The 13,634-nt window shown below is 63.2% G+C and carries 8 protein-coding genes; 5 read left to right on the forward strand and 3 right to left on the reverse strand.

All coding sequences use genetic code 11. The annotated features are described in order from the left end of the window. The 5 genes from ACSVIK_RS22855 to ACSVIK_RS22875 form a co-directional block, all read left to right on the forward strand. Window positions 1–3,710 (forward strand): tandem-95 repeat protein (locus tag ACSVIK_RS22855; RefSeq protein WP_442446443.1); only part of this gene is annotated, 3,710 nt, incomplete at its 5' end. 5 nt (window positions 3,711–3,715) lie between these two features. After that, entirely contained in the window at window positions 3,716–6,001 is a 2,286-nt protein-coding gene (locus ACSVIK_RS22860) for a TolC family outer membrane protein (protein ID WP_442446444.1), read from the forward strand. Beyond that, the gene (locus tag ACSVIK_RS22865) at window positions 6,001–7,848 is read left to right on the forward strand and encodes an efflux RND transporter periplasmic adaptor subunit (protein ID WP_442446445.1); all 1,848 of its coding nucleotides are present in this window, start codon (window positions 6,001–6,003) and stop codon (window positions 7,846–7,848) included. Before ACSVIK_RS22860 ends, ACSVIK_RS22865 begins: the two co-directional genes overlap by 1 nt. A gap of 66 nt (window positions 7,849–7,914) precedes the next feature. Further along, on the forward strand, window positions 7,915–10,005 hold the full coding sequence (locus ACSVIK_RS22870) for a hypothetical protein (RefSeq protein ID WP_442446446.1): 2,091 nt from the start codon (window positions 7,915–7,917) through the stop codon (window positions 10,003–10,005). Beyond that, window positions 9,998–11,986 (forward strand): preprotein translocase subunit SecA, encoded by a 1,989-nt coding sequence (locus tag ACSVIK_RS22875; RefSeq protein ID WP_442446447.1) that lies wholly within the window; start codon window positions 9,998–10,000, stop codon window positions 11,984–11,986. Before ACSVIK_RS22870 ends, ACSVIK_RS22875 begins: the two co-directional genes overlap by 8 nt. A 95-nt stretch (window positions 11,987–12,081) precedes the next feature. Here the strand turns inward: ACSVIK_RS22875 and ACSVIK_RS22880 are convergent, their stop codons facing one another. The 3 genes from ACSVIK_RS22880 to cydB are packed head-to-tail and all read right to left on the reverse strand — an operon-like array spanning window position 12,082 to window position 13,630. After that, window positions 12,082–12,372 carry a cyd operon YbgE family protein gene (locus tag ACSVIK_RS22880; RefSeq protein WP_442446448.1) on the reverse strand — a complete coding sequence of 97 codons (291 nt, stop codon included), beginning with the start codon at window positions 12,370–12,372 and terminating at the stop codon, window positions 12,082–12,084. Beyond that, window positions 12,365–12,478 (reverse strand): cytochrome bd-I oxidase subunit CydX, encoded by a 114-nt coding sequence (cydX, locus tag ACSVIK_RS22885; RefSeq protein ID WP_442446449.1) that lies wholly within the window; start codon window positions 12,476–12,478, stop codon window positions 12,365–12,367. Before cydX ends, ACSVIK_RS22880 begins: the two co-directional genes overlap by 8 nt. 12 nt (window positions 12,479–12,490) lie before the next feature. After that, window positions 12,491–13,630 (reverse strand): cytochrome d ubiquinol oxidase subunit II, encoded by a 1,140-nt coding sequence (gene cydB / locus ACSVIK_RS22890; RefSeq protein WP_442446450.1) that lies wholly within the window; start codon window positions 13,628–13,630, stop codon window positions 12,491–12,493. Window positions 13,631–13,634: the final 4 nt, after the last annotated feature.

Consider the following 13,634-nt stretch of genomic DNA (forward strand, 5'->3'; position numbering starts at 1 on the left):
ATATCGAAGGCGATGCCCTCACCGTCGAAATCCTGTCCGGCCCGCAGCATGGTCGGTTGGTGATGAATGCCGATGGCAGCTTCACCTACACCCCTGATTCTGACTGGTACGGCACCGACGGTTTCAGTTACCGGGTAACCGATGGCGAACTGGTTTCCGCGCCGGCCAGCATTGCCCTGAACGTGACGCCGGTGAACGACGCGCCGCAAGTGATGGACCTGGGCGTGACCCTGGATGAGGACACCAGGGTTACCCTGGATCTGCTGCAGGGCGCCCGCGACGTGGAGGGCGATGCGCTGGGCATGGAGGTGGTCAGCGGGCCGCGACATGGCCGGCTGGAGCTGGGCGTGGATGGTAGCTTCCTCTACATCCCCGAGGCGGACTTCCATGGCGAAGATCGCTTCACCTACCGCGGCAACGACGGCCAGGCGGACTCCGCCGTGGCCGAGGTACGCATCGTCGTGGCACCGGTCAACGATGCCCCGGTAGTCAGCCCCCTCGCGGCGACCCTGCTGGAAGATGGCCGGCTCGTGCTCGACCTGCTGGCGCAGACCTACGACGTGGACGGCGACCCGCTCACGGTCAGCGTGCTACAGCCGGGCCAAGGCCAGGTGACTCGTAATGAGGATGGCACCTGGACTTACACGCCGGAGGCCGACTACCACGGCGAAGACGCCTTCACCTTCAATGTGAGCGACGGCCAGGCCGTGGTGGCAGGCGTGGTGCGCCTGACGATCACGGCGGTCAACGATGCGCCGGTGGCGCACGACGACCATGCCACCCTGAACGAAGACGCCAGCATCGTCCTCTGGCCCATGAGCAATGACGGCGACGTCGATGGCGACAGCCTGCAACTGCAGGTGCTGGACGGGCCGACACATGGCGTGCTGGTACGCAATGCCGACGGCAGCCTGACCTACACGCCGATGGCTGATTGGAGCGGCGAAGACCGCTTTACCTATCGCCTGAGCGATGGTCAGACCGAGTCCGGCGTGGCCACGGTGCGGCTGGTGGTGAGCCCTGTGGCTGACGCACCGACTCTGGTGCTGAGCGATCCACAACCGCAGACCCGCGAGGTATTCCGCACCGGCTGGGAGTCGGTGGCTGATCGTAGCTTCACCTCCACCCTGGTTCAGGCCCGTGAACTGGAAGGCTGGACGCTGATCACCCGACCGGATCCGAGCTGCGGCGGTAGCAATGGTTTCGAGATCTGGAGCACCGGCGACAAGATGATGGATGCCTGGTACAGGCTGCGTACGGTCAATGCGATGGCGGGTAACGGCGACAACTGGCTGGAGTTGAACAATTCCGCTGCTGTCATGCACCAGACCCTTGGCATCGAACGCAGCGTGCAGACGGTAGCTGGCGCTCGCTACACCCTGAGCCTGGATGTAGCCGGCCGCATGGGCTATGGCTCTGATTACACGCGCATCGGCATCTACGTCGACGGCGTGCGCATCGGCGGTGATGCCAGCACCAGCGGCTGGCAGGGCCTGGAGTGGCAGGCGCGTAGCGTCCAGTTCACCGGCACGGGTGGCACGCAGAGCATCCGCATCGTCTCCGAAGCTACGCGGTTCGATGCCAGTGGCCGCGGCATGATGATCGACGATATCGCCCTTACCGAGAGCTTGCCGGCCAATGTTGGGCTGGAGGACTCGGCTATCCATCTGTCCGCCATCAGCGCGGCCCTGCGCGATATGGATGGCTCGGAAACGCTGGCCATCACCTTGGAGGCGTTGCCGGTGGGTAGCGTGCTGTCCGACGGCGTACATCGCTTCACTGCGGTGGAAGGGGTTACCCGCGCCGATGTCAGCGCCTGGAACCTGGGCCAGCTGAGCCTCACGCCACCGAAGGACTTCGCCGGCAGCATTACCTTGAGGGTAGTCGCTACGGCCATCGAGCAGGGTAATCAGGCGCAAGCCAGCACCTCGGTCGACCTCATCGTCGAGGCGCTGCCGGTCAATGATGCGCCGGTTGCCAGCGATCAGTACCTGACGCTGGACGAAGACCGCAGCCTCAGACTGACACCGCTGGCTACCGATGCGGATGGCGATGCCCTGACGCTGCGTGTCCTTGCTCAGCCCGAGCACGGCCTGTTGGTGCGTAACGCCGACGGTAGCTTCACCTACACCCCGCGAGCCGGCTGGAGCGGCGAGGATTGTTTCACCTATCAGGCGAACGATGGCCAGGTCGATTCCAACGTGGCCAGGGTACGGTTGTTGGTGAACCCGGTAGCCGATGCGCCGACGCTGGTGCTGACCGCGCCGCCAGGCATGACGCGCGAGTTGTTCCGCACAGGCTGGGAGAGTGTCGCCAACCTCTCCGGCGATTCCACCCTGGTTCGCCAGGCCGTGCTCGAGGGCTGGGCCCTGGTGACTACGCCCGACGCGGCAGCCGGTGGGCGCAACGGCTTCGAGGTCTGGAGCCATGGCGACCGCATGGCTGATGCACGCGGCGTACAGCGCATCGTCACTGCCGCGCCGGGCAATGGCCACAACTGGCTGGAGCTCAACGGCGCCGCTGGCGACATGCACCAGACCCTGGGTATCGAGCGCAGCGTGCAGACGGTGGCTGGGGCAAGTTACACCCTGAGCCTGGATCTGGCCGGTCGCATGGGCTACGGCGCTGACTACACGCGCATCGGTATCTATGTCGACGGCGTACGCATCGGCGCAGATGCCAGTACCAGTGGTCGTCATGGTCTGTCGTGGCAGGAGCGCAGCTTCCAGTTCACTGGCACAGGTGGCATGCAGAGCATCCGCATCGTCTCCGAGGCCACGCAGCTCGACGCCAATGGTCGCGGCATGATGATCGATGACATCGTGCTCAGTGAAACCCTGCCGGCCAATGTTGGGCAGGAGGATTCGCTTATCCGCCTGCCGGTCATCGGCGCATCGCTCAATGACTGCGATGGCTCCGAGTCCCTGGTGCTCATGATCGAGTCCGTGCCGGTGGGCGCTGTGCTGACCGACGGCGTACGCAGTTTCACTGCCATGACGGGCGCGACCACGGTCGACCTTGCTGGCTGGCGCCTGGATCGCCTTGATATCAGACCGCCCCAGGACTTCACTGGCAGCTTCGTGCTCAAGGTGGTGGCCACGGCGACCGAGCGAGGCAACCAGGCCCAGGCCACTACTTCGGCGGATATCGAAGTGCAGGTGTTGCCCTTCAACACTGCGCCGACGGCCCATGATGCGTGCTTCACGCTGTTGCGCGACGGCAGTGTGCGGATCGACTTCGCCTCGCTGGTGCGCGATGCGCAGGGCGATGCGCTGACGCTGACCCTGAACGCTCCCGTGCACGGCAGCCTGGCCCGCAATGGCGATGGCAGCTACACCTATCGCCCGGAAACTGGCTATGTGGGCACAGACCGCTTCACCTACGCCGTTTCGGACGGCCAGGAAAACATTCAGGCGAGCATCGATTTGCTGGTGCTGCCCGGTGTCTGGAGAGCATCGGGGTCGACCGTCAGCCTGCACTCGGCACTGGCCTGCCAGCCTGCGGCGCCGGAGCCTGATCGTTACCTCGTTCTAAGAGCGCCCCATGGCGAACGGCCACGCGTCGACTGGGAGGCTACACCGGCAGAGCTGGATGCCTTCGACATGCAGGCCACCTGGCTACCAGCACTTGGCCAGGGCCAACGGGATGAAGAATGCAACCTGGGCGATATCACCGGGCTGGTATTCCCCATCGGGCGGCAGCAACGATGAGGCAAATGGCACAGCGATCGATCGAACCGGGCAAGGCGCCGTGCGGCGCCATTGCCGCCAAGTTGTCCAAGGTCGATGAGGATATCTGTTACCCGGAGCAGGCAGGTGGGTGTTTTATCAAAGGCACGCGTGTTTATACGAGGGAAGGTAAGAAGCCGATTGAGGAAATTCAGGTAGGGGATTGGGTACTTTCCTGCCCCGAAGACAGTCCTGGCCAGCCGGAATACAAGCGAGTGGTCAGAACTTTCGCGCATGATCCTCAGCCTGTTTTCAGAATCATCATCCATCCGGAAGGTTGGGTTTTCCCCGACCCATCCTATTTCGTGGTGGCGACAGGAAACCATCCATTCTGGGTAGAAGGCGTCGGCTGGACGTGTGCCGATGCGCTCAACCCCCAGCAATGGCTGCGCCAAGGCGACGGCGGCCGGGCTTTCGTAGGCGGTGTGAGTCGGGTATACCGCACGGGGCAAGAGGGCATTGGCTGGGTTTCGAGTACGCTGGAACCGGATGGACATGGCTCGGTATTCGATTACGCCAATTACGCCGCTGTCGATGATTCAGTGGAGGAGAAATTCCTCTATCTCCCCGATGAGGTGCTGGCAAGCGACGATCCCTACCTGCGAGTGCCCGTTTTCAACCTCGAGGTTGAGGACTTTCACACCTACTACGTAGGTGGGAAGCATGGCTTCTGGGTTCACAACGCGAATTGCGAGGGAGTGCGACTCGCCAATGGCGACGGTGTTGTACCCCCATTTTGCTCTGAGCATTTATGGACGCGATTGAGCGGGGCGTCAGGAGATTCGACAGCTCCGGAGGTTGCTAGGGTCGGCTTCACCGCAGCGGATACGCACGGCAATCCAGGGCGGGTAGGCAAGCTTGGCCGATTGCATAGTTGGTGTGGGAATGCGCGGTGGTTATGGCTCGTTATGTTGTTGGGCACCATGAGCGCACAGGCGCAACCGCTGTCTCTGGCGGATTTGCTGCAACGTGCCCATGCCAGCGAGCCCACCTTCCTAGGAGCCAAGGCCGCGGTTTCCACCGCACAGGCTCGGGAGGATCAGGCGTTCGGTGCATTGCTGCCCCAACTCAGCGCGAGTGCCGGTACCCATGCCAACTCCCGCAATTACGCGACCCGCAACGACATCACGCCCAGAGCCAGCGACGAATACAACAACCACTCGGCACAGATAAGCCTGACGCAGCCGCTTTGGCGTCCCGCCGAGTTGGTGGGCCTGAAGCAGGCCAGGATCATGGTGGCGCAGGCCGAGTATCAACTGACCGCCGCGGAGCAGGAGCTGGCGGCGCGGTTGGTGGAGGCCTGGTTCGATCTGCTTGCGGCTCGCGATGCCAAGGCTTTCGCTGAGCAGCAGGTGGCTGCCTTGGAGCAGCAATGGCGCGTGTCGATTCGCGCAGAGGAATTGGGGGGCGGGAGCCAGCCGCAGACCGAGGATGCCTTGGCCAAACTGGAGCAGGCACGGGCGGACGCCGCAGTGGCCGAGACGGATATCGAGCTCAAGCGTGCCGCCATGGAGCAATGGGTTGGCCCTCTGCCGGAGTTCACCTTGCCGCATCTGAACGGCGCTGTGGTGCTGATAGATCCGGCAGCGCAGGCGCTGGATGTCTGGTTGCAAGAGGTGGAGGCTGGCAATCCCTCCGTGCTGGCCGCGCGGCGGGCCTACGAGGCGGCCGAGGCCGAGGTGAGCAAGCAACGCGCCGGGCATTCTCCCACCCTGGATCTGGTGGCCAGCTATGGTCAGAACAGCCAGGCAGTGGGTGGTTTTCCCGGGCAGGCCGGTTATGACATCAAACAGGGCAGCATCGGCGTGCAGTTGAACGTGCCGCTTTATTCGGGGGGAACCCAGTCGGCCAAGGTTGCCGAAGCACTGGCTCAGGAGGAACGGGCCAGCCAGGAGATCGAAGCCGCCCGGCGTTCTGCCGTGCTGGCGGCCAAGCGTGCCTGGTTTACCTGGCGGGGGGCCGTGGCGCGTGCTGCTGCAGGGGCCCAGAGCATTCGCGCCGCGCGTGCAGAACTGGCCCGTACCGGCCGGGGGAGCGAACGGGGGCTGCAGACCCGCCTGGAGATATTGCAGGCCGAGCAGCAACTGCGTGCCGGCCAACGCGATTTCTGCAAGGGGCGCTATGACCAGATCGTCTCGCTTATCCGCCTAAAGGCCGCGGCGGGAACCTTGTTGTTGAGCGACGTGACCAGGATTGACGGGCTTCTGGTGCCGCTACGCGAAGCCGCCGATCCCGAACCTTGGGTGCATGTTGCCGAGGCGGGGAATCGCTGATGAATGGATTCGTCGATTCCGCCTCCACCGAAACCGGTACGCCGGTTCGGGACGCAGCCGCCGACTGGGAGGCCTTTGCAGCCTCGCGGACGGCCGAGGCGAGGTGCCGTGCCTGGCTGGCGCTGTTGTGCGGCCGTTTGCCGGCAATCCGGGCGGGCGCAATTCTGTTCGAGAACCCCTTGGATCAAAGTTATGCGCCGGTGGCCGTGTGGCCCAAGGCAGGGCCTGAGCTGGGCCGCCTGGGAGCGGTGGTGGAGTCGACGTTGCAGATGCGCCAGGGCGTGGTGAAAGCGGGGGCCGAGGGAACGATACACCTCGGTTACCCGCTACGGGTCGATGATCGAGTCGTCGGGGTGGTGGCGCTGGAGTCTTCGCTCCCCGAATCGGAGGCACCTGCCTTGCTGCGGGAAGTGCATTGGGGCGCGGCATGGTTGGTGGACATGCTGGCTAGCCGGGAGCGAATCGAGGCCACCCAGGGACGAGAGCGATTGGGGTCTGTGCTGGAGGCGGTAGCGGCGGCCCTGCGCCATGGCCAGAAGCTCCAGCAGGCGATGTTCGAGCTTAGCAATGCGCTGCGTTTGCACCTGGGCTGTGCTCGTGTTGCCATCGGTCTGGCTGAGCAGGCCAGGGTGCGGCTCGTTGCGCTGTCGGATGCCGCCTCTTTCGACAAGCACGCATCCTTGGTCAAGAGCTACCAGAAGGCCATGGACGAAGCCTATGACGTGCATCGCGTCGTTCAGGTGTCCGCGCCGCCGGAGGTGGGAGAGGGCAACGCGCCGTTACATGAGGCACTACGGGCGATGTCGGGCGCTAATGCGGTGCTGTCCTACCCGTTGTTGATAGGCGCTCAATGCATGGGAGTCATTACCCTGGAGCGAGAAAATACACCCTTCACCGAGCAGGATCGGGTTTGGCTGGACGCCTTCGCTGCCCTGGCGGCGCCCATCGTCGAGCACAAGCGTTCGGCCGAGCGGGGTGTGCTGCGCCGCCTGGGTGATGATCTGCGCAGCGTTTTCGAGAAGTTGTTCGGGCCACGCCATCTGACCTGGAAGGTGGCTACGGCCGCTGCTTTGTTCACGGTGGCGCTGTTGGTATTGGTACCCGTCGATTACCGGGTATCGGCCAAAACCGTGGTGGAGGGGGAAGTGCAGCGGGTGGTGGCAGCACCCTTCGATGGCTTCATTGGGGCCGCCTATGTGCGTGCGGGTGATACCGTGAAGCGTGATCAGTTGTTGGCCCAGCTCGATGATCGCGACCTGCGTATCGAAGAGGCCCGCTGGTCGAGCGAGCGCGACCAGTACGAGAACCGCTTGCGCGAGGCCACCGCCAACCATGACCTCACGGCCATGGAGGTGGTAGGGGCACAACTGCGCCAGGCCTCGGCGCAACTCAAGTTGGTAACGGAAAAACTCTCCCGTGCGCAACTGATCGCAGCGTTCGATGGCGTAGTGGTGTCCGGCGATCTGAACCAGCAGATCGGTGCACCAGTGGAAGTTGGCAAGACGCTCTTCGAGATTGCTCCGCTGCATAGCTACCGAGTCATCCTTCAGGTGGACGAGCGTGAAATTCGCCATGTGCAGGTGGGGCAGTCCGGCCGTTTGGTGATGACTGGTATCGCTGGCGAGCCGATGCCGTTCCAGGTGGCCAAGGTGACGCCGGTGGCGACCGCTCAGGACGGGCAGAACTTCTTCCGGGTCGAAGCCGACCTGGCCGATGCCTCGCCGCGGTTGCGGCCAGGCATGCAGGGCGTTGGTAAGATCGAGGTTGGCAGTCGTTCGCTGTGGTGGTCGATGACCCACGGCTTCAGTGACTGGCTCACCTTGTGGTTGTGGACCTGGATGCCATAGGGGTGAGCCATGACGCGTAGTCTGTTCAGTTCCTCCTGGCACAGCGTTGCTGATGTGCGGCCGCGCTTGGTAGCACAGGCGCGGATCGAGCGCCATGTGTATCGCGGACAGGTCTGGTACGTAGTGCAGGATCAGAGCGGCGGGCGCTTTCACCGGTTGTCCCCAGCGGCTCATGCTCTGGTTCGCGGCATGGACGGTTCGCGTACGGTTCAGGCGTTGTGGGAGCAGGCCAATGCCAGCGGCACGGGCGATGCCTGTACGCAGAACGAGATCGTAGACTTGCTGGTGCAACTGCATGGCGCCGATCTGCTGCAGGCCGATACCAGCCCGGACTCGTCGGCTCTGTTCGAGCGCTACAAACAGAAGCGGCGGATGACCTGGAAGCAATACTTGCTCAACCCGATGAGCCTCAAGCTGCCCCTGGTGGATCCGCACGATTTCCTGGATATCTGGGCGCCGCGCCTGGCCTGGTGCTTCGGGCGTCTGGGCCTGGTGCTGTGGTTGGCGGTGGTGCTGCCAGCCATCGTGCTGGCCGGTCAGCACTGGAGCGAATTGACCCATAACCTGTCGGAGCAGGTGCTGTCGTCGAGCAACCTGCTGGTGATGATGCTGGTTTTCCCGCTGGTGAAGCTGCTGCACGAACTGGGGCATGCCTTCGCGGTGCGCGTATGGGGTGGGACGGTACGCGAAGCGGGTGTGATGCTGCTGGTCTTCGCTCCGGTACCCTATGTCAATGCCTCGGCTTCGGCGGCATTCCCATCGAAATGGCGGCGAGCCGTGGTGGCTGCCGCCGGCATGCTGGTGGAGCTGTTCATTGCGGCCTTGGCCTTGTATGTCTGGTTGCTGGTCGAGCCGGGGGTGGCGCGTGCCGTGGCCTACAACGTGATGGTGGTGGCAGGCGTTTCGACCCTGGTGGTCAACGGCAATCCGCTGTTACGTTACGACGCTTACTACATCCTCTGCGATCTCATCGAGATTCCCAACCTGGCTCAGCGCGGGCAGAAATACCTGACTTATCTGTGGGATCGCTACGTATTCGGCGCACATGATGTGCAAGCACCCCAGGAGACAGCTGCCGAGAAGCGCTGGCTGTTCTGTTACACGCCGCTGGCCTGGTGCTACCGGGTATTTGTCACGCTGTCGATCATTCTCTTCGTTTCCGGGGAGTTCTTCATCTTCGGTACGCTGATCGCGCTGTGGGGCCTGGTAACCTTGATTGCCGTGCCGCTCTGGAAAACATGGCGGCATGTGACCCGCAGTCCGGGGTTGCAGCGTCGCAGAGTTCAGTCCGTGCGTCTGAGCCTTGCCTTGGTGACCGGCATCACGGTGTTGGCCTTCATCGTGCCGATGCCGTTGTACACCCGTGCGGAAGGTGTGGTCTGGCTGCCCGATCAGGCCATCGTGCGTGCGGGGGGCGATGGATTCTTCGTGCGCTGGTATGTCCAGCCGGGTTCGTGGGTACGCAAGGGGGATCTGCTGTTTGAACAGCAAGATCGCCAGCTTGCGACCGAAATCGAGGTGGCGCGCGCCAAGGTGGATGAGGCCCAGGCAAGTTTTCTGGCGCAGGCGTTCGTCGATCCGGTCAAGGCCCGGGTGAGCGAACGGCAGTTACAGCAGGAGCAGGCAATACTGGTCAAGCTTGAAGAGCGGGCGGCCCGTCTGCAGGGCCACGCGCAAACCGACGGCGTTCTGGCTGCTGCGCAAGCGCAGGATCTACCGGCCCGTTATCTGAAGAAGGGCGAGGTGATTGCTCACGTTCTTGCCAAGGAGTCTCTGGTTGCTCGCACTGTGATATCGCAGGATGACATTCATCTGGTACGAGCCTATTTCCGGGGGGCCGAGTTGCGCTTGGCCGACAGCATCCGCCATGCCGCGCCTGTAACGCTGATTCGCCCTCCCGCGGGAGGGGTCGACGAACTGCCTACCCCAGCGCTGGGGTTGTCAGGAGGCGGAAGGATCGCAACGCTGCCCAGCGATCCAAATGGGATGAAAACCGTCGAACGTGTCTTCATGGTGGATCTGGCCCTGCCAGAGGAACTCCCCCCGGCAGCATTCGGAGAGCGCGTCTACGTACGCTTCGACCATGGCTGGGAGCCGCTGGCCTGGCAGGGGCTGCGGCGCCTGCGGCAATTGTTCCTGGGGCGTTTCGGTGTCTGACGTTCGGGCATTGCTGATCGGCCGCGGTATCGACGTGGCCGATGGAGCCTACCTGGAGCGTGCAGACCGGCCAGTGCATGCGGTGGAGGAATGGCTGCGCGCCAGGGTGACTCTTTTCGGCGGCACGGCTCGTTGCACGGGCCGTTTCGTGCGACGGGTCAATGCGCTGGAAGAACAGGTACAGCTTCATGATGACGATGGCCTGCGGTACGCAATGCGGGAAGTTGCTGCTCGCCTGCAGACTCAGGGGTTGCAAGAGGAGTGGGTGGCTCAGTCTTTCGCTCTGGTGCGCGAGGCGTCACGTCGCATCCTCGGCATGCGTCATCACGACGTGCAATTGCTGGGCTCCTGGGTGTTGCTGCAAGGGCGGATCGCCGAAATGGCGACCGGTGAGGGCAAGACCCTGGCTGCTACCCTGGCAGTTTGTACGGCCGCCGCCGCCGGTGCCGCCGTGCATGTGGTGACAGTCAATGACTACCTTGCCGAGCGGGATGCGCAAGACAACGCAGCGCTTTATGCCTTCTTCGGCCTGAGCCTGGGCGTAGTGAAGCAGGATATGCCGATCGACGAGCGTCGCCAGCAGTACGCCTGCGATGTGGTCTATGTGTCGAACAAGGAACTGACGTTCGACTACCTCAAGGATCGCATCGCGCTGGGAGAGATTTCCGATGCGCAGCTCAAGTTACGCCGTTTGCGCGGCAGCATGGTGGCGCCGGTTTCGCTGCTGCGAGGGTTGCATCTGGCGATCGTGGATGAGGCCGATAGCGTCCTGATCGACGAGGCACGCACGCCTCTGATCATTTCCGAGACGCTGCCGGACGATCTGGACGAGGCTATCTATCACGAGGCATTGGAGCTTGCCGGGGGGCTGGAGAGTGACCGCCATTATCTTCACGGGCGTGATCGCGATGTTTGGCTCACCCCAGCAGGAGAGGCCGAAGTAGCGCGCCTGGTAGCAGGTCGGGAGGGAGTCTGGGTATCGCCGCTGTGGCAGAAGGAGCTGATCGGCAAGGCTCTGTCCGCATTGCATCTGTTCCATCGCGATCAGCATTACATTCTGGCGGAGGATAAGGTGCAGATCGTCGATGAGTCCACCGGCCGGGTGATGCCTGACCGCACCTGGGAGCGAGGTCTTCACCAGATGATCGAGGCCAAGGAAGGGTGTGAAATTTCCGGGCAGCGCCGCACGCTGTCGCAGATCACCTACCAGCGGTTCTTCGGGCGCTATCTGCTTCTGGGCGGCATGACTGGTACGGCCAGGGAGGTGGAGTCGGAGCTGAAGCGAGTTTACGACCTCTCGGTCACGCGGATTCCGACACACAAGACACCTCGGCGCAAACGCCTGCCGGATCGGGTATTTCATACCTCCGAAGAGCGCTGGGCCGCGGTAGCGGATAGAGCATGGGAGATTGCGGCACAAGGGCGCTCGGTATTGGTCGGCACGCGTTCGGTGGAAGCCTCGGAACATCTGAGTCGGCTATTCGATGAGCGGGGTACGGTGCATGCTGTGCTCAACGCACGCCAGGACGAAACCGAAGCAGAGGCGGTGGCGCAGGCAGGGCAGCCGGGACGTATCACGGTGGCTACCAACATGGCCGGTCGCGGCACGGATATAAAACTGGCTCCGGCAGTTGAGCAAGCTGGCGGTTTGCATGTGATTCTGACCGAGTTCCATGAGAGCGCACGGGTGGATCGGCAACTGTTCGGGCGCTCTGCGCGTCAGGGCAATCCGGGGTCAGTGGAAGCCATTGTCAGCTTGGAGGACGAGTTGTTCCGGCGCTTCATCCCGTTCTGGTTGCGCACCATGCTGGGCGTCGAGTTGAACGCCCGCATTCAGTTGGGCGGTAGCTTTTTCCGCCATGTGGTGACTTTCGCCCAATCCCGTGCGGAGGCGCGGGACAGGCGGGTTCGCTTGGACACACTTCAGCGTGACCGTAAGTGGTTAAGAGCTTTGGGCTTCGTGGGTGCACACAAGAAATGATCGTCATTCAGTCGCTTTGGCACGTGTAGGGGCTCTCAAAACCATCGATAGGCCGAACGTCATTTCCGCGTTCTGCTTCATTCTGTCGTTTGCGTTCAACCCATCCGCGCCAGATACAGCAGCGCATAGCCCAGCCCACACAAGCCCCAGCCCAGCCAGGGCGAGAACAGGGCGCGCCACAGCCAGTGGCGTGGGGTGAAGCCGACGCCGTGGATGAAGGCGCAGGATACGCCCCACATCACCAGCATCAGCAGCGAATGGCTGTAGCGCCCCTGGCTGTCGAGCATGGCGCCTGGGTGGATCATCAGCAGTAGCGCCAGCGGCGTACCCAGCAGCCAGGAGAGCGCGCGCAACGGCGCACGCTCGCTCAGGGTGGTGTCAGTCATTTTCGCTCTCGGTGTCGAGATTCTGCGTGGTTTCCAGCCACAGCGCGTTGATGATGCCGAAGCTGCAGGCCAGCAGCACGCCAAGAATCCAGGTGAAGTACCACATCGCGTTTTCTCCTCAATACAGGCCGTGGGGGTTGGCTTCGATGCTGCTGTCGTTCAACTTGCCCCACATGCGGATATAGCTCCACAGGGTGTAGAGCAGGATCAGCGGCACGAAGATGCAGGCGACGACGAACATGATGCCCAGGGTCTTGTGGCTCGATACCGCGTCCCACACCGTCAGGCTGGAGGCTGCATCGAGGCTGGATGGGAAGACGAAGGGGAACAGGGCGAAGCCGGCGGTGCAGATGGCGCCGACGATCATCAGGCTGCTGCCGATGAAGGCCAGGCCGGCGCGGCGTCCGCTGCTGGCAAGAATTGCCAGCAGCGCGCCGAGTACGCCGAGCGCCGGTGCCGTCATGGTCACTGGGTAGTGGCTGTAGTTGCCGAGCCAGCCGGCATTGTTGGCCAGCACCTGCTTGTTCAGCGGGTTGAGCGCGGCCCCGGCATCCACTGCGCCGATCAGGCTCATGCCTTTAATACTCAGGGCCAGCCAACTGCCGGCCAGCAGGAAACCGACCAGGAACACCAGGGCACTGAGGTAGGTGGCGGTGCGCGAGCGTGCGGCCAGATCACCTTCGGTACGCATCATCAGCCAGGCGCCGCCGTGGGCGCAGAGCATGCTCAGGCTGACCACGCCGCAGAGCAGGGCGAAGGGGTTGAGCAGGGCGAAGAAGGAGCCATGGTAGGTCGAACGCATCATGTCGTCGAGCTGGAATGGCAGGCCGAGGAACAGGTTGCCGAAGGCTACGCCGAACACCAGTGCCGGCACCGCGCCGCCGACGAACAGCGCCCAGTCCCAGGCGCTGCGCCAGCGGGTGTTTTCCAGCTTGCTGCGATAGTCGAAGCCCACCGGGCGGCAGAACAGAGCGAAGAGCACCAGCAGCATGGCCCAGTACAGACCGGAGAAGGCCACCGCGTAGACCATCGGCCAGGCGGCGAACAGCGCGCCGCCAGCGGTGATGAACCACACCTGGTTGCCGTCCCAGTGCGGAGCGATGGTGTTGATGGCGACGCGGCGCTCGTTGTCGGTCTTGCCGACGAAGGGCATCAGCGCCATGGCGCCCATGTCGAAGCCATCGGTGAGGGCGAAGCCGATCAGCAGCACGCCGATCAGCACCCACCAGACGAGTTTCAGGGTTTCGTAGTCGAACATGGCG

Source organism: Pseudomonas sp. NCHU5216 (genome assembly GCF_052156495.1).
GTDB lineage: Bacteria > Pseudomonadota > Gammaproteobacteria > Pseudomonadales > Pseudomonadaceae > Aquipseudomonas.